19 protein-coding genes and 3 tRNA genes are annotated in these 22,752 nt (G+C 73.9%); 8 read left to right on the forward strand and 14 right to left on the reverse strand.

From position 1 onward, the window contains the following. Window positions 1–32: 32 nt before the first annotated feature. Window positions 33–905, forward strand: a complete 873-nt coding sequence (locus tag EDD32_RS10940) for an SDR family oxidoreductase (RefSeq protein WP_170175267.1) — start codon at window positions 33–35, stop codon at window positions 903–905. 99 nt (window positions 906–1,004) lie between these two features. After that, window positions 1,005–1,077: transfer RNA gene (locus EDD32_RS10945), tRNA-Lys, on the forward strand. A gap of 357 nt (window positions 1,078–1,434) precedes the next feature. On the opposite strand, the gene EDD32_RS10950 is transcribed toward EDD32_RS10945, so the two are convergent. The 9 genes from EDD32_RS10950 to EDD32_RS10990 all read right to left on the reverse strand — a co-directional run bounded on the left by EDD32_RS10950 (window position 1,435) and on the right by EDD32_RS10990 (window position 11,787). After that, window positions 1,435–2,865 (reverse strand): S8 family peptidase, encoded by a 1,431-nt coding sequence (locus EDD32_RS10950; RefSeq protein ID WP_123917439.1) that lies wholly within the window; start codon window positions 2,863–2,865, stop codon window positions 1,435–1,437. A 148-nt stretch (window positions 2,866–3,013) separates the two neighbouring features. Next, on the reverse strand, window positions 3,014–3,676 hold the full coding sequence (locus tag EDD32_RS10955) for a methionine ABC transporter permease (protein WP_123917441.1): 663 nt from the start codon (window positions 3,674–3,676) through the stop codon (window positions 3,014–3,016). Beyond that, the gene (locus EDD32_RS10960; RefSeq protein WP_123917443.1) at window positions 3,673–4,716 is read right to left on the reverse strand and encodes a methionine ABC transporter ATP-binding protein; all 1,044 of its coding nucleotides are present in this window, start codon (window positions 4,714–4,716) and stop codon (window positions 3,673–3,675) included. Before EDD32_RS10960 ends, EDD32_RS10955 begins: the two co-directional genes overlap by 4 nt. A gap of 58 nt (window positions 4,717–4,774) precedes the next feature. Next, the gene (locus tag EDD32_RS10965; protein ID WP_123917445.1) at window positions 4,775–5,668 is read right to left on the reverse strand and encodes a MetQ/NlpA family ABC transporter substrate-binding protein; all 894 of its coding nucleotides are present in this window, start codon (window positions 5,666–5,668) and stop codon (window positions 4,775–4,777) included. A 193-nt stretch (window positions 5,669–5,861) separates the two neighbouring features. Beyond that, window positions 5,862–6,878 (reverse strand): LacI family DNA-binding transcriptional regulator, encoded by a 1,017-nt coding sequence (locus tag EDD32_RS10970; protein WP_123917447.1) that lies wholly within the window; start codon window positions 6,876–6,878, stop codon window positions 5,862–5,864. Window positions 6,879–7,006: 128 nt separating this feature from the next. Then, window positions 7,007–8,521 (reverse strand): glycoside hydrolase family 1 protein, encoded by a 1,515-nt coding sequence (locus EDD32_RS10975; RefSeq protein WP_123917449.1) that lies wholly within the window; start codon window positions 8,519–8,521, stop codon window positions 7,007–7,009. Further along, entirely contained in the window at window positions 8,518–9,423 is a 906-nt protein-coding gene (locus tag EDD32_RS10980) for a carbohydrate ABC transporter permease (protein WP_123917451.1), read from the reverse strand. The genes EDD32_RS10975 and EDD32_RS10980 overlap by 4 nt, the downstream gene beginning before the upstream one ends. Next, complete coding sequence (locus EDD32_RS10985; RefSeq protein WP_123917453.1) at window positions 9,420–10,421, reverse strand: carbohydrate ABC transporter permease; 1,002 nt, start codon at window positions 10,419–10,421, stop codon at window positions 9,420–9,422. The genes EDD32_RS10980 and EDD32_RS10985 overlap by 4 nt, the downstream gene beginning before the upstream one ends. Window positions 10,422–10,485: 64 nt before the next feature. Then, window positions 10,486–11,787: an ABC transporter substrate-binding protein gene (locus EDD32_RS10990; RefSeq protein ID WP_447926016.1), complete on the reverse strand. Its 1,302-nt coding sequence runs from the start codon at window positions 11,785–11,787 to the stop codon at window positions 10,486–10,488. A gap of 229 nt (window positions 11,788–12,016) precedes the next feature. Between EDD32_RS10990 and EDD32_RS10995 the strand changes: the two genes are divergently transcribed. Next, the gene (locus EDD32_RS10995) at window positions 12,017–12,928 is read left to right on the forward strand and encodes an ATP-grasp domain-containing protein (protein ID WP_123917457.1); all 912 of its coding nucleotides are present in this window, start codon (window positions 12,017–12,019) and stop codon (window positions 12,926–12,928) included. 125 nt (window positions 12,929–13,053) lie between these two features. On the opposite strand, the gene EDD32_RS11000 is transcribed toward EDD32_RS10995, so the two are convergent. The 3 genes from EDD32_RS11000 to EDD32_RS11010 form a co-directional block, all read right to left on the reverse strand. Next, a tRNA-His gene (locus tag EDD32_RS11000) sits at window positions 13,054–13,126 on the reverse strand. An 85-nt stretch (window positions 13,127–13,211) separates the two neighbouring features. Further along, window positions 13,212–13,937: an oligoribonuclease gene (orn, locus tag EDD32_RS11005; RefSeq protein WP_281274875.1), complete on the reverse strand. Its 726-nt coding sequence runs from the start codon at window positions 13,935–13,937 to the stop codon at window positions 13,212–13,214. Window position 13,938: 1 nt separating this feature from the next. Further along, window positions 13,939–14,011: transfer RNA gene (locus EDD32_RS11010), tRNA-Arg, on the reverse strand. A 113-nt stretch (window positions 14,012–14,124) separates the two neighbouring features. Here EDD32_RS11010 and EDD32_RS11015 point away from each other — a divergent pair. From EDD32_RS11015 to EDD32_RS11035, 5 genes are all read left to right on the forward strand, one after another. Beyond that, window positions 14,125–15,678, forward strand: a complete 1,554-nt coding sequence (locus EDD32_RS11015) for a GTPase domain-containing protein (protein ID WP_170175268.1) — start codon at window positions 14,125–14,127, stop codon at window positions 15,676–15,678. Then, window positions 15,675–17,258 carry a GTPase gene (locus EDD32_RS11020; protein ID WP_170175269.1) on the forward strand — a complete coding sequence of 528 codons (1,584 nt, stop codon included), beginning with the start codon at window positions 15,675–15,677 and terminating at the stop codon, window positions 17,256–17,258. The genes EDD32_RS11015 and EDD32_RS11020 overlap by 4 nt, the downstream gene beginning before the upstream one ends. Before the next feature lie 200 nt (window positions 17,259–17,458). Next, window positions 17,459–18,046: a single-stranded DNA-binding protein gene (ssb, locus tag EDD32_RS11025; protein ID WP_123917463.1), complete on the forward strand. Its 588-nt coding sequence runs from the start codon at window positions 17,459–17,461 to the stop codon at window positions 18,044–18,046. Window positions 18,047–18,172: 126 nt separating this feature from the next. Continuing rightward, window positions 18,173–19,855 (forward strand): energy-dependent translational throttle protein EttA, encoded by a 1,683-nt coding sequence (gene ettA, locus EDD32_RS11030; RefSeq protein WP_123917465.1) that lies wholly within the window; start codon window positions 18,173–18,175, stop codon window positions 19,853–19,855. A gap of 77 nt (window positions 19,856–19,932) precedes the next feature. Further along, window positions 19,933–20,526, forward strand: coding sequence for an acyl-CoA thioesterase (locus EDD32_RS11035; RefSeq protein ID WP_123917467.1), 594 nt, complete (start codon window positions 19,933–19,935; stop codon window positions 20,524–20,526). 59 nt (window positions 20,527–20,585) lie between these two features. Here EDD32_RS11035 and EDD32_RS11040 read toward each other — a convergent pair whose 3' ends face one another. Then, the gene (locus EDD32_RS11040) at window positions 20,586–21,611 is read right to left on the reverse strand and encodes a DNA topoisomerase IB (protein WP_123917469.1); all 1,026 of its coding nucleotides are present in this window, start codon (window positions 21,609–21,611) and stop codon (window positions 20,586–20,588) included. 57 nt (window positions 21,612–21,668) lie between these two features. Further along, window positions 21,669–22,652, reverse strand: a complete 984-nt coding sequence (locus EDD32_RS11045) for a BadF/BadG/BcrA/BcrD ATPase family protein (protein ID WP_170175270.1) — start codon at window positions 22,650–22,652, stop codon at window positions 21,669–21,671. Between the last annotated feature and the right edge of the window lie 100 nt (window positions 22,653–22,752).

The raw sequence follows: 22,752 nt of genomic DNA on the forward strand, positions 1-22,752 counted from the left end.
TGGGACGAGGGGGCGAGTGCGGAGGCAGCGACATGCTGGTCGTCATCGCCGGTGGCACCGGCCGGCTCGGGACCGCGGTGGCCGGGCGCCTGGTCGAGGCCGGTCACCGGGTGCGGGTGTTCAGCCGCGGGCTCACCCCGCGCCCGGCGCTCGACCCGCGCGTGGAGGTGGCCGTGGCGGACGTGCGCGACCCGGCGAGCCTGCCCCCGGTCCTCGCCGGCGCCTCGGTGGTCGTCTCTGCGGTGCAGGGGTTCGTCGGCCGGGGCGGGGCCACCCCTGCGAACACCGACCGGGACGGCAACGTCGCGCTCGTCGACGCGGCCCGGGCGGCCGGGGCGGATGTCGTCCTCGTCTCCCTGGTCAACGCCTCGCCCGAAAGCCCGTTGGAGCTGGGCCGTGCCAAAGCGGCCGCTGAGGAGCACCTCCGGCGCTCGGGGGTGCGGTGGACGATCGTGCGCTCGGACGCCTTCACCCAGGCGTGGGTCGCCCTGCTCGAGCAGACCTCGAAGAACGGCAGGCCGGTCGTGTTCGGCCGGGCCGACAACCCGGTGGCCTGGGTCGACGTCGAGGACGTGGCCGACGTCGTGACGGCGGCCGTGCTGGACGGCTCGCTGCGTGGTCGCACGCTCGACGTGTGCGGTCCCGAACGGCTCACCCTCGGCCAGCTCGCGCTGGCGGTCATGCGCCGCGGCGGTGTCGCAGGCCGGCCCCGGCGGGTGCCCCGCCCGGTGCTGCACGTCGCTGCCCGGACCGTGGGCGTGGCCAGACCGGTGCTCGGCCGGCAGATGCGCGCCGCGCTCGCGATGGATGTCATGCAGCCCGCCGACGACGCCGCCACCCGCGCGGCACTTCCCGGCCTCGCCGGGCGCGGCGTGAGCGAGGTGCTCGGGCTCCGGCGCCGGTGAGCCGTCGCGATGGCGGACCTGTGCGCCATCTCACCCACCGGGACGCCGCCCCGGCTTGGGTGCTTCCCGAGGGGTGCGGTAATGTCTCATCCGCGCCACGCACCGCTAGCTCAATTGGCAGAGCAGCTGACTCTTAATCAGCGGGTTCTGGGTTCGAGTCCCAGGCGGTGTACTCCTCGAAGGTTCCTCGTCCCGCGCTGCGGGCCGGGCCCCTCGCTCGTGGGCTACCCGTGAAGGCGTAGCCGGTACCACCGCGGCGACGTCCTCGTCAGCGGCCACCCCAGCCAGGTGGTCTCCGCGGCCTCGACGGAGTCGGTCTCAGGGGGGGCGCACCGCGCTCGCCGAACCGGCGGCGACCCTGCTGCTGCTCGCCTTCGGGGCGAGCCCGATCTGCTCCGTCGTCGACGGTGTGACGCCGCTCGCAGAGCGAGGCCACGTTCGCCGACTGGGCGTCATCACCGCCTCAGGCTGGTGCGGCGAGGCCCGCCCGGCCGTGGTGGCCGGGCGGGCCTCGCCGGCCGTGGTGGGGCTACCTCCGCGGGCCGCCCTTGCCGCGGGCGGGCTCGGGCGCGGTGTCCGTCGTCGCCGTCGTGAACGCGGCGTCGAGCGCGGCGGGGACGTCGACGACGCCCGACCCGCTCGCGTCGTCGCCCCAGGCGATGGTGCGCAGGCCACCGAGGTTGGGGTCGAAGACCTCCCGCTCGCCGGCGGGCAGCGCGGTCGCCGTCGCCTCGAGGATGCGCTCGGCGTCGGCCTGGGTCAGCGCTGGGTTGCGCTCGGCCATGAGCGCGACCGCCCCGGCGACGTGGGGTGACGCCATGGACGTGCCGCCGAGGAAGTAGTAGCTCTGCTTGGCGTTGAGCTGGTACGGCCCGACGATCCACGAGCCGGGGGCGGCGACGTCGAGGTCCTGGCCGGCGAGCTCGCGGGAGGAGAACTCGGCGATGTAGGCGGTCTCGGCCACGTCGCCCTCGGTGACGTCCGAGCCCGTCCACCAGGTGGGGCCGCCGAGCCACTCGCCGGTCCAGCCGTTGGCGGCCACCGAGATGACCGGCTCGTACGCGCCGGGGTAGCCCATGCCGGCCTCGCCGGAGTTGCCGGCCGAGGCGACGATGAGCACGCCCGCCTCGATCGCGCGGTCGATGGCGGCCATGCTCAGCGCGTCGTTCGTGGGACCGCCGAGGGACATGTTGATGACGACGGGCGCGTCCCCGAGGACGCCGCTCTCCTTGAGGTCGGTGACGTAGTCGATGCCGGCGGCGGTGACGGAGGACCAGCCGGAGCCGTTCTGGTTGAGGACCTTCACCGGGATGACCGTCGCCTCGGGCGCGACACCGGCGATGGCCGTGCCGTTCATGTTGTAGCCGAGGATGGTGCTGGTCACGTGCGTGCCGTGGCCGTTCTGGTCCACGGACCACTTGTTCGGCTGGTAGGAGATCGAGCCCCGCTCCCCGCCGCCGCCGCCGATGGCGACGCCGAGCTCCTCCGCGATGCGCTCCTCGCCGAAGTACGCCGGCCACGAGCTGTGCAGGCCGGTGTCGAGGACGGCCACGTAGACCCCGGCGCCCGTCTCGGGGACCTCCCGGTCGCCGGTGGCGACGTCCTGGACGTCGATCTGGTCGGTGTGCCAGGTGGCCACGCCGTAATCGAGGGTGGAGGTGAACGGGCTGGACTCCACCGGCTTGCCGATCACCTCGACGTCCTTGTTCGCCGCCTCGACGTAGGGCAGCCGGCTGATCCTGGCGACGGCGGAGGCGGGTGCGCGCATCGTCAGCGCGTCGATCTCCGGGTACTGCTCGTTGACCGCGCCGTACGCGGACAGCTCGGCGAGGATCGCGGGGGTGATGTCGGTGGACAGCACGACGTTGACGCCCACGTCCTGGCCGGCGGCCTGGGCGACCGGGACGGTCGCGAGGGTCAGGACGGCAAGGGCGGACAGTCCGGTCACGGCACGGCGCATGGAGCGACTTCTTCCTCTAGGTGCTCGGGCGACCCGCCCCGGGGGCAGGGGGAGGGGCCTGGTGCTGAAAGCCTAGGGGTGCGCGCTCCCCGTGCGGGGGACGACGGGCCGGTGACCTCGCGGGCGGCCTCGCCGTGCCGGTGCGTGGCTATCGGCGCAGGACCTTGCGTGCGAGGTGGTTGCCCAGGAACTGGACCGCCTGGACGAGGGCGACGATGACGAGCACCGTGATGTAGGTGACGCCCCAGTCGAAGCGCTGGTAGCCGTAGGTGAGGGCGAAGTTGCCCAGCCCGCCGCCGCCGACGATGCCCGCCAGGGCGGACATGTCCACGACCGCCACGAAGAGGAAGGTGTAGCCCAGGATCAGCGGGGCGAGCGCCTCCGGGATGATCACCGTGAGGATGATCCGCAGGGGAGAGGCGCCCATGGACCGGGCCGCCTCGATGACGCCGGGGTCGAGGGCCACGAGGTTCTGCTCGACGAGGCGGGAGGTGGCGAACGCCGCCATGATCGCCGCGGGCACGATGAAGGCGTCGGTGCCGATGCGCGAGCCCACCAGGGCCAGGGTGAGCGGGCCGACCGCCGTGAGGAAGATGATGAACGGGATCGGCCGGACGAAGTTGACCAGCACGTTGAGCGCAGCGAAGACGTACCGGTTCGCGAGCAGCCCCCCGCGGCGGGTGGTGTAGAGGACCAGGCCGAGCACGAGGCCGATCGCGCCGCCGATGCCCATCGCGAGGGCGACGATGTACAGCGTCTGCCAGAACGCCTCGAGGAAGAGGTCCCAGTCGGCCGCCCAGTCGAACTTCATCGTGTGGCCTCCAGCTCGGGGTACTCCTGGACGGTGGTGAAGTGCCGCAGCTCCGCCAGCGCGGCCTCGATCGCGGCGGGCTCGCCGGTCAGGGCCAGGGTGAGGGAGCCGAATGGGCGCTCACCGATCTCGGTGATGCCGCCGTAGACGATGGCCCCGTCGACGGCGTTCGCGGCGAGGGTGCGCATGATCTGTGCGCTCGAGCCGTGGTCCTCCTGCACCCCCACCGTGACCAGCGTGCCGGGGTGGCTCGCCGCGAGCCGGGCCAGGACGTCGGGGGTGGGCCGGTCGCGCAGCGAGGTCCCCACGAACCGGCGGGTGGCCTCCTGCGTGGGGTGGGAGAAGACGTCGTAGACGCTGCCCAGCTCGACCACGCGGCCGCCCTCCATGACCGCGACCCGGTCGCACAGGTACTTCACGACGTCCATCTCGTGGGTGATGACGACGATGGTGACGCCGAGCTCGGCGTTGACCCGCCGGAGCAGGGACAGCACGTCCCGGGTGGTCTCGGGGTCCAGCGCCGACGTCGACTCGTCGGCGAGGAGGATCTTGGGGCTGCTGGCCAGCGCGCGGGCGATGCCGACCCGCTGCTTCTGCCCGCCCGAGAGCTCGGCCGGCCGGGCCGCCGCCTTGTCGGCCAGGCCGACGAAGCGCAGGAGCTCGGCCACGCGCTCGCGGCGCCGGTCCTTGTCCCACCCGGCGACCCGGAGCGGGTAGGCGATGTTCTCCGCGACCGACTTGGCGGAGAAGAGGTTGAACTGCTGGAAGATCATGCCGATGTCGGCACGGACCGGCCGCAGCTGCTTCTCCGTCATCGCCGAGACCGTCCGGCCGTCGACGACGACGGTGCCCGCCGTCGCCCGTTCGAGGCCGTTGACCAGCCGGACCAGCGTGGACTTCCCGGCGCCCGAGTAGCCGATGACACCGAAGATCTCGCCCTGGGCGATCTCCAGGGTGACGTCCTCGACGGCGCGCACCGCCCCCGGGCCGTCGCCGAAGACCTTGTGCACGCCGTCGAGCCGGATGATCGGGGAGCTCATGGGGCCATCATCGCGGGCCGTGCCCGGCGCCGCCCGGCGGCACCGGGCACGTGCGCGCTCACTCGGTCAGGCCCGCCTGGACCTCGGCGAGGATCTCCTGGAGCTCGGCGGCGTCCTGGTCGGCGAAGGATGCGGTGCCGCCCGCGGTCTCCTGGACCGCGTCGAGGACCTCCTGCTCGTGGTAGAGCTCGACGAGACGGGCGTAGGTCTCGTTGTCGGCGTCCTCGGCACGGGCCACCCAGATGTTGATGTAGGGCCGGGCGCCCTCGCTCTCGGCGCTGTCGGCGAAGATCGCGTCCTCGGGCGTGAGGCCCGCGTCGGCGACGAAGTCGTTGTTGACGACCGAGGCGGCCACCGAGTCCAGCGCGACGACGGTCTGGTTGGCCTCGACGGGGGTGACGGTGACCGTGGAGGCGGCCTCGTCGATGTCCGACGGCGTGGGCACGGTGCCGGCGTCGTCGGCGAGGGTGAGCAGCCCCGCCTCCTCGAGGACGAACAGGGCCCGGGCCTGGTTGGTGACGTCGTTGGGGATGGCGATCTCGGCGCCGTCGGGGATGTCGGCGACGTCGTCGTACTCCTGGGAGTACACGGCCAGCGGGTAGACCGCGGTGGCGCCGATCGGGGTGAGGTCCTGCCCGTCCGCCTCGTTGTACTGGGCGAGGTAGAGGATGTGCTGGAACTGGTTGAGGTCGAGGTCGCCGTCGGTCAGGGCCGGGTTGGGCTGGGTGTAGTCGCTGAAGTCGACGATCTCGACCGCGATGCCCTCCTCGGCGGCGAGGTCCTCGAAGATCGTCCACTCCGGGTTCGCGGCGCCGACGACGCCGATACGGACCGGGTCGTCCTCGGAGCCGCCGGCGGCCGAGGTGGCCTCCCCGCCGCCGCAGGCGGCCAGGGTCAGGGCGAGGGCGGCGCCGGCCGCGAGGGCGGCGGCGCGACGGGGGCGGAGCGTCATGGTGGTCCTTCTCTGGTCGGCGGGTGCACGAGGTGGTCCGGTGCGGCGGCGCCCGGGGCGCGGTCTCCAGGCTCGCCGCTGACCCCGCTCACGGGCGACCTGGGACCGGGTCGTCTCACCATCCGGGCACCGCCCGGCGGGGTTTGAGAGGAGCGTCACTCCCGCACGTCCCCGCGGCGGACGGACCGGCGGGTCAGGACGAGCCGCGAACGACCAGGGCCGTGGGGAACTGGACGGACTCGGTGCCCCCGGTGCCCTCGAGCTGGGCCAGGAGCATCTCGACGGCGCGGCGGGACATCGCCGGGGCGGGGTTGACGACGGTCGTCAGCGGCGGGCGGGTGCGGGCGGCGAGGCCCATGTCGTCGAAGCCGACGACCCGGACCCGGTCCGGCACCGCGATCCCGCGGCCGCGCAGCACCTCCATCGCGGCCTCGGCCATGAGGTCGGAGGCGACGAACAGGCCGTCGACGTCCGGGTGGTCGTCGAGCAGCCGGCCGGTGGCGGCCGCGGCCGCGTCGGCGGTCCAGTCCGTGTGCTCGACGGCGTCGGTGGCCAGGCCCGCCGCGGCGACCACCTCGGCCCAGCCGGCGAGACGGTCGCGGCCGGCGGCCATGTCGGCGGGCCCGGCCACCGTGGCGGGGCGCCGCGCACCGCGGGCGAGGAGGTGCTCGGCGGCGAGCCGGCCCCCGCCGGCGTTGTCGACGTCAACCCAGGTCAACGGCAGGGACGCGTCCCAGGGGCGGCCGATGAGCACCGCGGGCACGGCGGACTCCGCGAGCGCCTCGACGACGTTGTCCATCCGGTGGTGGGAGACGACGATGGCGCCGTCGGCGTGCCCGGCCCGGAGGTAGTTGACCATCCGGGCGGCGCGCTCGCCGGGCTGGCCCACCAGCAGGACGATCTGCAGGTCGGTGCTCGACAGGGCCGTGGTCACGCCGTGGAGCACGGTCGCGAAGAACGGGTCGGTGAACAGGGTCGAGTCGGACTCCGGGATGACCACGGCGATGGAGTCGGTGCGCCGGGTCACCAGGCTGCGGGCTGCCTGGTTGGGGCGGTAACCGATCTCGCGCACCGCGGCCTCGACGGCCGCCCTGGCCTCCGGGCTGACCCGCTCCCCGCCGCGCACGGCTCGCGACGCCGTCGCCCGGGAGACCCCTGCGAGCCGGGCGACCTCGACGAGGGTGGGGGCCGGTGAGCCGGTCCTGGTCATCGTCGCCCCCGTTCCGTTCGTCCGTGCGGGGCGTGGTCGCCCCAGGTGGAGTCTGCCACCCGCCGGGCCGCGCAGGGCCCGGCGGGTGGGTCCCGCGCCGCCCGGCCGCCGCCCCCGGCCGGGCGGTCCTAGCCCTCGCCGCCCGGCAGGGACCGGCTGTGGGTGAGGTCGGCGTACCACAGGGCGCTGGTCTTGGGGGTGCGCTCGAGGGTGTCGTAGTCGACCCGGACGACGCCGAACCGCTTGCCGTACCCGAAGGCCCACTCAAAGTTGTCGAGCAGGGACCACACGAAGTACCCGCGCACGTCCGCGCCGGCGGCCACCGCGTCGGTGACCGCGGCGAGGTGGGCGGCGACGTAGTCCCGGCGCTCGGCGTCGTCGACGAACCCCTGCGCGTCGGGGACGTCGTCGAACGCGGCGCCGTTCTCGGTGACGTACACGGGGATGCCGGCCGGGCCGGTGTACTCCTGCTGGAGCCGCACGAGGAGTCGGGTGAGGCCCTCGGGCTGGACCTCCCAGCCCATGGCGGTCGTCGGCAGGCCCCGGGGCACCGCCCGCAGGTGCTCGGACCCGACGAACGGGCTGCGGCGCTGGCGCCCCCCGAGGGTGGCCTGCGGCGTCGTCGCGTCCGCCGGCCGCCCGTCCGCGGCGAGGCCGGTGGTGGCGCCGCCGTTGTAGTAGTTGACGCCGAGGAAGTCCAGGGGCGCGGAGATCCTGGCGAGGTCCCCGTCGCGGACGAGGCCGTCCGGCCAGTGCTCGGCCATGTCGCGGCGCACGTCGTCGGGGTACTCCCCGCGCAGCACCGGGTCGAGGAAGATCCGGTTGAACGCGCCGTCCACCCGCCGGGCGGCGTCGACGTCGGCGGGCTCGGCCGGGTCGGCGGGGTCGGAGACCGTGAGGTTGAGCGTGATCCCGAGGCGCAGGTCGGCGTCGCGCTCGCGCAGGGCCCCCACCGCGAGGCCGTGCCCGAGGAGGAGGTGGTGCGCGGCAGCGACCGCCTCGGCGGGGTCGGTGTGGCCGGGGGCGTGCTCCCCGGCGGCGTAGGACAGGAACGAGGAGCACCAGGGCTCGTTGAGCGTGGTGATGTGCCGGACCCGGTCGCCGAGCGCCTCGTGGACGCTGACGGCGTACTCGGCGAAGCGGTGGGCGGTGTCCCGGTCGGTCCAGCCGCCGCGGTCCTGCAGCGCCTGCGGCAGGTCCCAGTGGTAGAGCGTGAGCCAGGGGGTGATCCCGGCGCCGAGGAGCTCGTCGACGAGGCGGGAGTAGAAGTCCAGCCCCGCGGGGTTGACCGGGCCGCCGTCGGGGCGCACCCGCGCCCACGAGGTGGAGAAGCGGTAGGCGTCCAGGCCGAGGTCGGCCATGAGGGCGACGTCCTCGCGGTAGCGGTGGTAGTGGTCGACGGCGACCGTGCCGTCGTCACCGTTGACGACGGCGCCCGGGACCCGGCAGAACGTGTCCCAGATGGAGTCGGTGCGCCCGTCCTCATGGGCGGCGCCCTCGATCTGGAAGGCGGCCGTGGCGGCGCCGAGGACGAACCCCGGGGGCATGGCCCGGCCGGTGCCCGCAGGGCGGGTGGCCTCGGCCGTGGTGGCGGCCTCGGCCGTGGTGGCGGCCTCGGCCGTGGTGGCGGCGGTGGGGTTCATCCCTTGACAGCTCCTTGCATGATGCCGGTGACCAGGTGGCGGCCGGCGAGGGCGAAGACGACGACCAGGGGCAGCGTGGCGGCCACGACCCCGGCCATGATGAGCGAGTAGTCCTTGAAGTAGGAGGCCTGCAGCAGCTGCACGGCCACCGTGAGGGTGGGGTTGGTCGAGCCGAGGACGATGAACGGCCAGAAGAAGTTCGTCCAGGAGCCCACGAACGTGAACAGCGCGAGCATCGCCGCGGCGGGCCGGGCGGCGGGCATCGCCACGTGCCAGAACGTGCGGATCATCGAGCACCCGTCCACGCGGGCGGCCTCGACGAGCTCGTAGGGCAGGGCCTCGGAGAGGTACTGGGTCATCCAGAACACGCCGAACGCGGTGACCATGCCCGGGACGATGACCGCCTGGAGCTGGCCGACCCAGCCGAGCTCGGACATGACGATGAACAGCGGCACGATGCCGAGCTGGGTGGGCACCGCCATCGTCGCGATGACGAACACCAGCAGCGGCCCGCGCCCCCGGAAGCGCAGCTTGGCGAAGGAGTACCCGGCCAGGGTGGAGAAGACGACGACGGAGAAGGCCGTCGCGGTGGAGACGATGAGACTGTTGCCGAGCGCACGCCAGAACTGGATGTCGGAGTCGACCACGCGGCGCAGGTTCTCGAGCAGGTTGCCCTCCGGGACGAGGGAGGGCACCGGGTTCTGGGCGATGGTGGCCGCGTCGGAGGAGGCGAGCAGGATCGCGTAGTAGATGGGGTAGACCGAGACGAGGAGCACCACCGTGAGGAGGGTGTAGGTGACCCAGCCGGGGCGGCGGTTCACGCCGCCGCGGCGGCGGGCGGCCGCGCGGGCGGCGCCGGGTCCGGCGGTCTGACGGATGACGGCGATCGACGGGGCGCTCACTTGGCCCCTCCCTTCGTGGCGGCGCCGGCGGAGGCGATCTTGCGGGTGAGGGCGAAGTTCAGCAGGCCGATGGCCACGATGATGAGGAAGAGGATCCAGGCGACGGCCGAGGCCCGGCCGAAGCTCTTCTGGGCCCCCCAGCCGAGCTCGTAGAGATACATCGTCACGGTCATCCACTGCCGGTCCGCGCCGCCCTGCCCGAGGGTGTCGAACATGCGCGGCTCGTCGAAGATCTGCAGCCCACCGATGGTGGAGGTGATGACCACGAAGATCAGCGTGGGCCGCAGCATCGGCACGGTCACGGAGAGGAACTGGCGCAGCCGTCCGGCACCGTCGATGACGGCCGCTTCGTACAGGTCCCGCGGGACGGCCTGCATCGCGGCGAGGAGGATGAGGGTGTTGTAGCCGGTCCAGCGGAAGTTCACCATCGTCGCGATGGCCACGTGGCTCGCCAGCGGGTCGGAGTGCCACCCGATCGGGTCCAGGCCCACGCCGGCGAGGACGGTGTTGATGAGGCCGGACTGGTCGGCGAACATCTTGGAGAAGATCAGGGCCACCGCGACCGGGGCGACGACGTAGGGCAGCAGCACACCCATGCGCCAGAAGGTCTTCGCGCGCAGGTTGGCGTCCAGGACGGCCGCCACCACGATGGCGACGATGAGCTGGGGCACCGAGGACAGGAGGAAGATGCTGAAGGTGTTGCGCAGGGCGGTGAGGAAGCGCGGCTGGGTGAGGACGTCCACGTAGTTCTGGAGCCCGACGAAGCCGCCCTGGCCGCCGATGAGGTGCCAGTCGTGCACCGAGACGTACGCGGTGTAGACGATGGGGAACAGGCCCGCGACGGCGAAGACGAGGAAGAACGGGGCGATGTAGAGGTAGGGCGAGAAGGTGACGTCCCACCGGGCCAGGCGCTGACGCAGCCCGCGGGGGCCGGTGTCGCGGCGGGCGGTGGGCCGGGATGGCGCGGGCGTCGGCGGCGCCGGGGTGGTGACGGCCATGAGGGACCTCCGGGACGGGCTGAGGGGGCGGGGGCCGGCCGGACAGCCGGCCCCCGCCCGGCTGTCAGAGACCGAGCTCGTCGAAGGCGGTCAGGGCCTTCTCCCACGAGGTGGCGGCGTCGTCGGTGCCGTTGGCGTCGACGCGGACGATGGCGTCGGAGACGGCCAGGTGGATGGCGAAGTAGTTCGGGCCCTTGAACGGGGTGACCGAGACGGCCTCGGCCCGGTTGGCGAGGATCTCGCCGGTGGGCGCGTCGTTGAAGAACGCGTTGGTCTGACCCAGGAGCTCCTCGCTCTCGAGCGCCTCGACCTGGCTGGGGAAGGTGCCCTTGGAGATGAACGCCTTGACCTGCTGCTCCGGCGCGGTCAGCCAGGCGGCGAGCGCCTTGGCCTCCTCGGGGTGCTCGCCCTGCGCCGGGACGGTGAGGAAGGAGCCCCCCCAGTTGCCGCCACCGCCGGGGAAGACGTCGGCGATGTCCCAGCCCTCGACGCCGGCCGCGTTGCCCTCGATGACCCCGAGCATCCAGCCCGGCGCCAGCATGGTGGCGAAGCCGTCGTTCTGGAAGGCGTTGGTCCAGTCCTCGCCCCACTGCTCGAGGCCCGCGGAGAGCCCGTCGTCGACGGCGGCGGTGAGGACCTGGTCGTACAGCGCCTTGACGTCGCTGTTCTCGGCGAGGTCCTTGGCGGTGCCGTCGGTCTCCTCGTAGGCGTTGGGGAGCTGGTTGACCATGCCCTGGTACGTCGCCTGGGCCGAGTCGAACCACGGCACGTCGGAGCTCTCGGCGAACTGGCGGCCCACCTCGAAGTAGGTCTCCCAGTCACCCTCGAGCAGCTCGGCCACCTCCTCGCGGTCGGTGGGCAGGCCGGCCTCGGCGAAGAGGTCGCTGCGGTACGCCACGGCCTCCGGGCCGATGTCGGTGCCGTAGCCGATGAGCTTGCCGTCGGCGGTGGTGGCCTGCTCGACCTTCCAGTCGAGCCAGCGGCCCTCGAGCTCGGGGTCGGCGAGGTCGACGAACTGGTCGGGGTACTGCATGAGCTCCGGCAGCCAGTCGACCTCGATGGCCTCGACGTCGGCCAGGCCGGAACCGGCGGCCAGACGGGTGTTCATGTTGTCGCGAGCCTCGTTGGAGGTCGCCGCCTTCTTGTGCTCGACGGTGATGCCCGGGTTCTCGGCCATGTACTCGTCGAGGAGCTCCTCGTAGCCGAACTCGTTGAACGTGGCGACCGTGAGGGTGATGTCACCGGCCTCCTCGGTCGAGCCGCCGCCGCCGGCGGCGGCGTCGCCGTCGGCCTCGGTGCCGCCGCAGGCGGCGAGGACCAGGCTGAGCCCGGCCAGACCGGCCGCACCGGCCGTGAGACGTGTGATGCGCACTGAGACTCCTTCGTCGTGTGCGGCGGTGAGGCCGCCTGCGGTCGGGGCCGGGGGGTTCCGGACCCTGGTGTGGGAGCGCTCTCACAAAAGCGAGAAACATAGCGTGGGAGCGCTCTCACGGGATGGTTCGAGGATGACAGAGCCAGCCCGGGCGCGTCAAGCACGATGTGCGACGTGCCCCGTCACGTCCGCGCGGTGGCGCCCGTCGCGGTAGGTTGAGCGCGTGCCGAAGCCGATCGTGAACCTCGTGACCAGCGCCTCGCAGCCCCGCCTCGCCGCCGACGACGCCGGCCTGCCGGACGCCCTCGCCGATCGGGGTATCGAGCCGCGGATCAGCGTCTGGGACGACCCGTCCGTGGACTGGAGTCAGGGGATGTCCGTCGTGCGGTCGGTGCACGACTACGCCCACCAGCGCGAGAAGTTCCTCGACTGGGCCGAGTCGGTGCCGCGCCTGGTCAACCACCCCGACGTGCTCCGGTGGAACACCGACAAGCACTACATGCTCGAGCTGGAGAAGCGGGGCATGCCCATCATCCCGACCACCTGGCTGGAGCCGGCCGCCGGCCTCAGCAAGCACCAGCTGCACACGCGGTTCCCCGCGAGCGGCGACTTCGTCGTCAAGCCGGCGGTGTCCTCCGGCGCCCACGACACCGGTCGGTACACCTCCAACGACGCGCGCTCGCGTCAGGCGGCGATCGCCCACGCCACCGAGCTGCTCGCGGAGGGGCGCACGGTCATGGTCCAGCGGTACCTGGAGTCGGTGGACCGCCGTGGGGAGACCGCGCTGATCTTCATGAACGGCCTGGTCTCGCACGCGGTGGAGAAGGACGCGATGCTCCACGGCCCGTTCCGTCAGCAGGCCGACGCCCCGGAGGAGGTGGCCCACCCCCGGCATGCCACGCCCGCGGAGTGGCGGCTGGGGGAGAGTGCGCGCACGGCGATCCACTCCTACATCAAGAGCCGGATCGGCCGTGACGAGCAGCTCGTCTACTGTCGGGTCGACGTCGTCGAGGGCGACGGCGGCCAGATGTACGTCATGGAGGTCTCGCTCGTCGACGCCTCCCTGTACCTCTCGACGACGCCCGGCGCGGTCGAGAACTTCGCCGACGCGATCTCGGTCCGCGCCTTCTGGTGAGTCCGGGCGGGTTCGTCGACGGAGCCGCCCCGGCCGGCGGGGTGCACCCCGGCGTCTGCTCGGGTCGAGGACCACGGAGCGATGGCAAGGCCCCCGGCGGTGAACCGCGGGGGCCTTGCCATCGGGGTGAGTAACGGGGCTTGAACCCGCGACCTCCTGGACCACAACCAGGCGCTCTACCGGCTGAGCTATACCCACCATGCCTGTGCCGGCGAACCGGCGGCGACGACCAAGCATAGCCGACCGGCGCACGCCGCCGGGACCGCTGTCGCGGTGGCGTGGGTCACTCGCCGGGTGCCGCCGGCTCGCCCGTCGGACCGGCCGCCGGCTCGCCCGTCGGACCGGCCGCCGGCTGCGCCGCGAGCTCGGCGTGCCGGGCCACCGCGAGCGCCGTGGGGGCGGCGGTCACCGCGGCGGCGGCCTTGCGGGCGGTCGCGGAGTCGGGCCCGTCCCCGGCGGGGAAGAGGACCGAGCGGTAGTACCGCAGCTCGTCGATGGACTCCAGGATGTCCGCCAGTGCCCGGTGACCGCCGTTCTTGGCCGGCGACTGGTAGTAGGCACGGGGGTACCACCGCCGGGCGAGCTCCTTGATGGAGGAGACGTCGATGATGCGGTAGTGGAGGTGGTCGACCAGCTCGGGCATGTCCCGCGCGAGGAAGGACCGGTCGGTCCCCACGCTGTTGCCGGCCAGGGGTGCCTTGCGCGGCTCCGGCACCCACCGGCGGACGTAGTCCAGGACGGCGCGCTGCGCGGCCTCCATGGTGGTCCCCCCGGCGAGCTCGTCGAGCAGCCCCGACTCGGTGTGCATGATCCGCACGACCTCCTCCATCTGCTCGACGCTGCCGGGGGTCGGGGCGATGACGACGTCGATGCCGGCGTCGAGCGGGGTCAGCTCGGAGTCCGTGACGACGACGGCGACCTCGACGAGGGCGTCCTTGACGAGGTCCAGCCCGGTCATCTCGCAGTCGATCCAGACGATCGGGTCCTGGGGGGAGGGGTTTCGGCTCACGTGCCCCCAGCAGGACTCGAACCTGCAACCTACGGATTAGAAGGCCGTTGCTCTATCCATTGAGCTATGGGGGCGCCGGTCAAGCGTACCGGGCGGGCCCCGTCCGCCCGCAGCGGCGGGCGCCCCGCGACGCCCCGCACCGGCGTGCTTGCCGCGGGCGGGAGCCCGGCTGACGGACAATGGCCCGGTGACCACCGACGCCCCCGACTCCGCGCTGCGCGCTCCACGGCTCGACGTCGTCACGGACCTGCGCGCCGAGATCGACCGCGCCGCGTTCCCGCTCGAGCTGCCCGGCGCCGCGGGGCTGCGGGCCCTGCGCGAGCAGCTCCTCACGCAGATCGACGCGCGCCTGCTGCCGCGGCTCGCGCGGCTCGCGCGGACCGCCGGGCCCGCCGTCGTCGTCCTCGGCGGCTCGAGCGGCGCCGGCAAGTCGAGCCTGCTCAACGCCGTGGTCGGCCGCGAGGTCAGCGAGGCCGGCGTCCTGCGCCCGACCACCCGCCGGGCCGTCCTCGCCGTCCACCCCGACGACGCCGCCGCCCTCTCGGGCGGGCCGCTCGAGCGCCTGGCCGACGTCGTCGTCGACGAGGGGGTCCCCCGCGGGCTCGCGCTGCTCGACGCCCCGGACCTCGACTCGGTCCACCCCCACAACCGCTCCCTCTCGGCGCAGCTGCTGGAGACGGCCGACCTGTGGGTGTTCACCACCACCGCCTCGCGCTACGGCGACGCCGCCGCGTGGCACCAGCTCACCGCCGCCCACGAGCGCGGCATCACCACCGCCGTCGTCCTCAACCGGGTCCCCGGCCACGTCCTCGCCCCGGTCCGGGCCGACCTGCTGGCCCGGATGGACGACCTGGGCCTGGGGTCGGCACCGCTGTTCGTCGTCCCCGACGCCGGCGCCCTGGACGGTCCCCTGCCGGGCGGGCTCGCCGACGAGCTCGGGGCGTGGCTGCGGCTTTTGGCGGCCAGCCACCAGGGCGAGGGTCTCGCCGGGCGCACCACCCGCGGGGTGTGGGCGGCCCTGCGGGAGCAGCTTCTCGACCTCGCCGTCGGACTCGACGACCAGGTCGAGGCCGCGGACGCGCTGCGCTCGGCGGTCCACCACGCCGCGCAGGCGCCCGCGGAGGGTGTCGCCGACGCCCTGCGTGCGGGCCGGGCCGGCGCGGGGGCGCCGACCACGAGATGGGTCTCGCTCGCGTCGACCGGCGGGCCGCTGGCCCCGCTGGTGGACAAGCGGCTGCGGCCCGGCCGGCGCGCGGCCGCGGTGGCGGCCCGCTCGGCGGCCGCCGCGGAGCTCGGGGGCGAGGTCGGCGCCGCCCTCGAGGTGGTCCTCGCCGACGCCGTCGCCTCGGCCACCGACGCGGTCCGTCGCGCCTGGCACGCCCGGGAGCTGGGGGCCGAGCAGGTCGAGGTGGAGGTCCCCGCCGACCGCACGCACGAGGTGGTGGCCCGGTGGCGCGCGGACGTGCGCGCCGTCGTCGCGGCACCCGCAGGCGTCCTCGACGACGACGGGATCGCCGGCCTCGTGCAGGCCGGGGCCGCCGGCGTCGCCGGGGCTGCCGAGGCCGCGGCGGCGCTCGTCGGTGCGGAGGCGGTGCCACGGGCGCGGGAGTCCCTCGCCGGGGTCGCCGCGGAGGCCGTGCGCTCGGTGGTGCAGCCGTTCCTCGACGCCGTCGAGGAGCTGCCGGTCACCTCCGGAACGGGACTGAGACTGCGGGCGAGCGAGCTGAAGGAGCACGCATGAGCACCGATGTGCGCGACCACGACCTGATCGAGCGGGCGGACGAGCAGGGCGACGGGCAGGCGCCGGCGGACGGGACCGGAGCCGCCCCGGCGCACGACGTGTCGGCCCACGACGCGCCCGACCACGACGCGCCCGATGGACGCGCCGACGCCGCGGGCGAGCTCACGGCACGGGTGGCCGCGGTGCGGGCGGCGCTCGACGCCGCCGAGCAGCACCTGGACCCGCGCACGGTGGCCCGGGCGCGGACGGACCTCGACGCCGCCGAGGCCCGCCTCGCCGTCGGGGTGGACCGCACGGTGGTGGCGCTCGTCGGCGGCACCGGGTCGGGCAAGTCGTCGTTGTTCAACGCGATCTCGGGGTTGGAGTTCGCGGACGTGGGGGCCCTGCGCCCCACCACCGAGGTCGCCGCCGCGTGCGTGTGGGGCGGTGACGCCGAGGTGCTGCTGGACTTCCTCGACGTCGCCCCGACGCGGCGGATCCGGCGCGAGTCGGTGCTCGACGCCGACCGTGAGAAGGCCCTGGCGGGGATGGTCCTGCTCGACCTGCCCGACCACGACTCGGTCGCGCTCGGCCACGCCCGGCAGGTGGACCGGCTCCTGCCGCTCGTCGACCTCCTCGTCTGGGTCGTCGACCCGCAGAAGTACGCCGACCACCTCTTGCACGAGCGGTACCTCCGCGCGCTGGTCGACCGCCAGGAGAGCATGCTCGTCCTGGTCAACCAGGCGGACACCATCCCGGCCGACGCCGTGGAGAGGGTCCGGGCGGACGTCGCCGCGCTGCTCGCCGCGGACGGTCTCGACCGGGTCCCCGTCCTGGCCACGTCCGCGCTGGCGCACACCGGGATCGCCGAGGTCCGCCGCGCCTTGGCCGAGGCGGTGGCACGACCCTCGGCCGCCGCGCGTACCGCCGGCGCCGAGCTCGACGCCATGGCCGCCCGGCTCGCACCGGCGCTGGGCCGCGCCCCCGAGGCCGACCCCGAGGAGACGGCGCGGCTCGCCGCCGACCTGACCCGGGCCAGCGGCGCCGACGCCGTGGCCGGCGCCATCCGCACCGCGGTCGCCGCGCCGCGCGGCGGTGCTCTCGCCCGGCCCGAGCCGCCCGCCGCCGCGACGGTGGCCGCGGTCCGCGACCGGTGGACCACGCGCGTGGGCGAGGGACTGCCCGCCCGGTGGCGCGCCGCCGTGGACGCAGCGGTGCCGGACGTGGCGACGCTGCGCGGCCTGGCCGCGGAGGCCGCGGCAGGGGTGCCGCTGCCGCCGGGCCGCAGCGCCCGCGGGACGCGCGCGCTCGTCCTCGCCGGCATCCTCGCGCTCGTCGGGATCGTGCTCGCCGTCGCCGCGGCCGGTGCGGGCCAGGTCGTCCTCGCCCTCGGGGCGCTGGCCGGTCTGGGCGCGGCGGCGGCGCTCGTCGTGCGCGCGCGCGGTCTGCGCGAGCAGGACGCCGCGGAGGCGGCCCAGCAGTACGTCGCGCAGTCACACCGCCGGGCGCTCGAGGTCGTCGAGGAACACCTCGTCCGGCCCACCGAGGAGGCGCTCGAGCCGCACCGCGCGCTCACCCGGGCGCTCGGCGGTAGGTCGTAGGTCGGCAGGCCAGCAGGTCGGCAGGTCGGCAGGCGCACCTGCCGCGCCGCGCGCGGGGGTGGCCCCGGCCACCCGCCTCCCCAGGACCCGCGCGCGGCCCGGTCGTCCCCAGCACCGACCTCCGGCCGGACCCCCGTCCCTCGCCCGAGGCCACTGTCGTTCCGTGGCCGGCGCCCGGCCGGCCGGAACGGGGAGCGAACATGAAGGACAACGCCGACATCACGGTCCTGGGTAGGCTGGGGAGCGAACCGGTGCTGCGGACCTCGGCCGCCGGCCGGCCCTGGGTGTCGTTCCGGGTGGTGGCCAACTCCCGCCGACGTGAGGAGGACGGCCAGTACCGGGACGTCGCGAGCTACTGGTTCACCGTTAAGGCGTGGGATGACCTGGCCCGCAACGCAGGCTTCTCGCTGCACAAGGGCATGAGCGTGGTCGTGCAGGGGAAGCTGAGCGTCGAGACCTGGACCGGGGAGGACGGACAGAAGTTCGACCACGTCCTCAAGGCCGACGCCATCGCCGTCGAGCTGGGGCTGGGCATGGTCAACTTCGTCCGGACGGCGCCGCCCCGCGTCACCTCCGACGACGCCGCCGGAGCCGGCACCGTCACCGGACCCGACGGCTCGCGGTGGGAGAGCGTGGACCTCCCCGAGGGGGAGACCGAGGTGGTCGGCGACCGTGCGGACGACGTACCGGAGGACGTGGCCGACGACTCGCCGGAGTACGGGCCCGAGGACGACCCGGACGGTGACGACGACCACCTCGGTCTGTCCGCGGCGGTCGCGGCCAGGTAGGCGGCGCCGGGTCAGTGCCCGGCCGCGGCCCCCCGCGCTGAGCACCGGGCGGTGGTGTCCTACCCTGGAGGCAGCACCGGCCCGCCCCACGGCGGGCCACCACCCCCACCCACGATGCGGAGAGCAGTGGCCGAGTACATCTACTCCATGGTCCGGGCGCGCAAGGCGCACGGCGACAAGCTGATCCTCGACGACGTCACGATGGCGTTCCTGCCGGGCGCCAAGATCGGCATGGTCGGTCCGAACGGTGCCGGGAAGTCCACGATCCTCAAGATCATGGCCGGGCTCGACACGCCCTCGAACGGTGAGGCCCGCCTCACGCCCGGCTTCAGCGTCGGCATCCTCCAGCAGGAGCCGCCGCTCAACGAGGAGAAGACCGTCCTGGGCAACGTCCAGGAGGGCGTCGCGGAGATCCTCGGCAAGGTCGAGCGGTTCAACGAGATCGGCAACCTCATGGCCGAGCCCGACGCCGACTTCGACGCCCTCATGGAGGAGATGGGGCACCTTCAGACCGAGATCGACGCCGCGAACGCCTGGGACCTCGACGCCCAGCTCGCCCAGGCGATGGACGCGCTGCGCTGCCCGCCCCCCGACGCCGACGTCACCCTGCTCTCCGGCGGTGAGCGTCGCCGGGTCGCGCTGTGCAAGCTGCTGCTCGAGGCGCCGGACCTGCTCCTGCTCGACGAGCCCACCAACCACCTCGACGCGGAGTCGGTGCTGTGGCTCGAGCAGCACCTGGCGAAGTACGCCGGCGCCGTCATCGCCGTCACCCACGACCGATACTTCCTCGACCACGTCGCGGAGTGGATCGCCGAGGTGGACCGCGGGCGCCTGTACCCCTACGAGGGGAACTACTCCACCTACCTGGAGAAGAAGGGCGAGCGCCTGCAGGTGCAGGGCAAGAAGGACGCCAAGCTCGCCAAGCGCCTCAAGGAGGAGCTGGAGTGGGTGCGCTCCAACGCCAAGGGGCGCCAGGCCAAGTCCAAGGCCCGCCTGGCTCGCTACGAGGAGATGGCCGCCGAGGCCGAGCGCACCCGCAAGCTCGACTTCGAGGAGATCCAGATCCCGCCGGGCCCGCGGCTGGGCTCGGTCGTCATCGAGGCGCAGGGGCTGCGCAAGGGCTTCGACGAGCGCGTCCTCATCGACGGGCTCTCCTTCTCTCTGCCCCCGAACGGCATCGTGGGCGTCATCGGCCCGAACGGCGTCGGCAAGACCACGCTTTTCAAGACGATCGTCGGCCTGGAGTCCCTCGACGACGGCCGGCTCACCATCGGCGAGACCGTGAAGCTTTCCTACGTGGACCAGTCCCGCGCCGGCATCGACCCGAAGAAGAGCCTGTGGGAGGTCGTCTCCGACGGTCTGGACTTCATCCAGGTCGGGAACGTCGAGATGCCCTCGCGCGCCTACGTCTCGGCGTTCGGGTTCAAGGGCCCGGACCAGCAGAAGCCGGCAGGTGTCCTCTCCGGCGGGGAGCGCAACCGCCTCAACCTGGCCCTCACGCTCAAGCAGGGCGGCAACGTGCTGCTCCTCGACGAGCCCACGAACGACCTCGACGTCGAGACCCTCGGCTCGCTCGAGAACGCGCTGCTGGAGTTCCCCGGCTGCGCCGTCGTCGTCAGCCACGACCGGTGGTTCCTCGACCGCGTCGCCACCCACATCCTGGCGTGGGAGGGTGACGACGAGAACCCGGCGAAGTGGTACTGGTTCGAGGGCAACTTCGAGTCCTACGAGGCGAACAAGGTCTCCCGGCTGGGCGCGGAGGCCGCGCGGCCCCACGCCGTGACCTACCGCAAGCTCACCCGCGACTGAGCCCACGGCCGGGCGGCGACCGCGCCGCCCGGCCGTCCCGTCGCCGCCTGCACCGACGAGAGGAAGAGGGTTCCCGGGTGAGCCGGCTGACCATCCCCGTGAAGCTGCGCTGGAGCGACATCGACGCCTACCAGCACGTCAACAACGCCCGGATGTTCACCATCCTCGAGGAGACGCGCATCGCCGCGTTCTGGGCGTCCGTCCCCGGTGACGCCCACCGTGCGGAGGTGGACCGGGCCGGGACGGCGGGCGGCGCGGACCGGGCCGGGACGGCGGGAGGCGCGGACCGGGCCGGGACGGCGGGAGGCGCGGACCGGCCCGGCGATGCCGCGGCGGCCGGCGACCGGCCCGGCACGCGGGTCCTCGACACCGGCCCCGGCTCGGGGACGAACACCTACATCGCCCGCCAGGAGATCGAGTACCTCGAGGCGGTGCCGTACTCGCTCGAGCCGCTGCCGGTGCAGCTGTGGATCTCCCACCTCGGCGGGGCGAGCATCGACATCTGCTACGAGATCGCCGGCCGGACCGGGCCCGCCGTGCGGGCCATGACCACCCTCGTCCTCGTCGACGAGGCGACCGGCCGGCCGCGTCGGATGAGCGAGGCCGAGCGCGCGTCCTGGCTCGAGTTCGTCGACGAGCCGTTGGTCTTCCGGCGCCGGAGGGGCGAGTAGCGGCCCGTGCCGCCCGGGCGGGCGGCCGCCGGTCACGCCACGGCGCGCCGGGCACGGAGTCACCCGAGCAGCTCGAGCAGAGCGCCCTCCACCGCGCCGCGGGTGTCGGGCGGGAGCAGGTCGTCGCCGTCCGCCCGGCCCACGACCCGCCGGGCGAGCGCGGGGTCGATGGTCTGACCCCGCTCGAACAGGTCGACGACGCGCGCGTCGACGTAGGACGCCCGGCACACCGCGGGAGTGTTGCCCAGGTACCCCGCCACCACCTGCACGGCCTCACGGACCGCCCTGCTCCGCGCGCGGTCGCTCGCCCCCGGCTCGACGCGCACGGCCAGTTCGACGGCGGCCAGTGCGGTGCCGTGCCAGGTGCGGAAGTCCTTGGCGGAGGCGTCCTCGCCGAGGAGGTCCTTGACGTAGTCGTTGATGTCGGTCGAGGTGATGTCGTGCCACTGCCCGCCCGCGCGGTAGGCGAGCAGCTCCTCACCGCCCCCGCGGCGCCGCCGGAGCATCGACACGGGCCTGATGAGGTCCTCGTCCCGTAGCCGCAGCACCCGGTGCTGTCCCGACTTGGCCGTGTAGTCGAACGTCAAGGTCCCGTCCCGGCCGATCCGTACGTGGTCCTTGCGCAGGGTGGCCAGGCCGAAGCTGCCGTTGATCTCGGCGTACCCCTCGCCGCCGATCCGGAAGTAGCCGAGGTCGAGCAGGCGGAAGGCGACCGCCAGGGCCCGCTCGCGGGGCATCCCGCTGCCGCTGAGGTCCATCGTCACGCGGCGCCGCGCCGAGGGCAGCCGCCGGGCGAGGGTGACCACCCGTTCGTGCTTGGCCGAGTCCCGGCTCTCCCGCCAGGCCGGGTGGTAGAGGTACTGGCGCCGACCGGCGGCGTCGGTCCCCACGGCCTGGATGTGGCCGTTGGGCACCGGGCAGATCCACACGTCGGTCCACGCCGGCGGGATGAGGAGGTCGCGGCAGCGGGTGAGGACCTCCTCGTCGGTGACCCGGTTGCCGCCGGCGTCGAGGTAGACGAACCCGCGGCCCACCCGGCGGCGAGTCAGCCCCGGCGTGCCGACCTTGACCTTCCGCAGCCTCATGCGGCGTACCCGGCGCTCATGGGGACAGTGTGGGGGCCGCGCGACGCGGACGCCCGTTCAGCGGGCCCGGCCCGCGAGCTCGCCGGGGCCGAGCGGCGGCCACCCCGCCCGGCGCGCGGCGAGGGCGACGGCACCGACGACGGGCTCCGCAGCCTCGCGGACGTCCCGCCGGGCGAGCGCGGTGCGCACCGTGTCGCGGACCGGGCCCGGGGAGAGGAGCACCGATCCGGCGAGCACCACGGTGCCGCCCCGGTCCACCGCCCCGAACGTGGTGAGGAGCGCCGCGGCCGCCTCCGCCGCGATGCGCCCGGCGACCTCGTCGCCGGCGGCGGCGGCGGCGGTGACAGCCGGGGCGAAGCGGCCGAGCTCGGCAGGGGTGGACATGTCGACGAGGCGGACGATGTCCTGCCGGGGATCACCGGTTCCGTCCGCGCCGTGGTCGCTGGTGTGGGCCGCGGCCGCGGCGACGAGCCGGGTGACGGGACCCCGACCGTCGAGGGCCGCCGCTGCGGCCCGGAGCCCGGCCAGACCCAGCCACACCCCCGACCCGACGTCCCCGAGCAGCCAGCCCAGTCCGTCGCTCCGGGCGATCGGGGCGAAGTCCGCCATGCGGCACGCCACCGCGCCGGTGCCGGCGAGCAGGAGGCTGCCCTCCCCGGAAGGCGCCGCGGCGGCGAAGGCGATCTCGGGGTCGCTGCGCAGCTCCGGCACGGGATCCCCGGGCAGGTGCGCCGCGGCGACCGCGTCGTCGAGCAGCGCGCGCGCCCGGGTGCGGCCTGCCGGCCCTGCCCCGGTGAGGCCGGCGACGACGCCGACCACCCGCCACGGGGCCCCGTCGAGAGCGGCGCGGAGGTCGGCAGCCGCACCCCGGACCAGTGTTCCCAACGCGTCGCCGGGCGCGGAGGAGCGGAAGCTGGCGCCGGGCCCCCGGCGGCGGACCAGCGGCTGGCCGTCGGCGCCGGCGACGAGCACGCGCGACGAGGTGCCACCCACGTCCACGCCGATGACGACCTCGATCATGCCGGTTGTTCCCTCGATCACGTTTGGGTGGTAACTTTCCATCCGCAGACAGTCTAGGGAGAAAAGTTCCCGGGATGTCCTGGCCACATCCAACCAGCAGTCCGCGGCGCAACGGAGCCCG

The sequence above is a fragment of the Georgenia muralis genome, from assembly GCF_003814705.1.
Lineage (GTDB): Bacteria > Actinomycetota > Actinomycetes > Actinomycetales > Actinomycetaceae > Georgenia > Georgenia muralis.

Bases quoted from the DNA above. Each gene is read 5' to 3' on its own strand.
- EDD32_RS10940 (WP_170175267.1), top strand. From the start codon at position 33: ATGCTGGTCGTCATCGCCGGTGGCACCGGCCGGCTCGGGACCGCGGTG.
- EDD32_RS10950 (WP_123917439.1), bottom strand. From the start codon at position 2,865: ATGCGCCGTGCCGTGACCGGACTGTCCGCCCTTGCCGTCCTGACCCTC.
- EDD32_RS10955 (WP_123917441.1), bottom strand. From the start codon at position 3,676: ATGAAGTTCGACTGGGCGGCCGACTGGGACCTCTTCCTCGAGGCGTTC.
- EDD32_RS10960 (WP_123917443.1), bottom strand. From the start codon at position 4,716: ATGAGCTCCCCGATCATCCGGCTCGACGGCGTGCACAAGGTCTTCGGC.
- EDD32_RS10965 (WP_123917445.1), bottom strand. From the start codon at position 5,668: ATGACGCTCCGCCCCCGTCGCGCCGCCGCCCTCGCGGCCGGCGCCGCC.
- EDD32_RS10970 (WP_123917447.1), bottom strand. From the start codon at position 6,878: ATGACCAGGACCGGCTCACCGGCCCCCACCCTCGTCGAGGTCGCCCGG.
- EDD32_RS10975 (WP_123917449.1), bottom strand. From the start codon at position 8,521: ATGAACCCCACCGCCGCCACCACGGCCGAGGCCGCCACCACGGCCGAG.
- EDD32_RS10985 (WP_123917453.1), bottom strand. From the start codon at position 10,421: ATGGCCGTCACCACCCCGGCGCCGCCGACGCCCGCGCCATCCCGGCCC.
- EDD32_RS11020 (WP_170175269.1), top strand. From the start codon at position 15,675: ATGAGCACCGATGTGCGCGACCACGACCTGATCGAGCGGGCGGACGAG.
- ssb (WP_123917463.1), top strand. From the start codon at position 17,459: ATGAAGGACAACGCCGACATCACGGTCCTGGGTAGGCTGGGGAGCGAA.
- EDD32_RS11040 (WP_123917469.1), bottom strand. From the start codon at position 21,611: ATGAGGCTGCGGAAGGTCAAGGTCGGCACGCCGGGGCTGACTCGCCGC.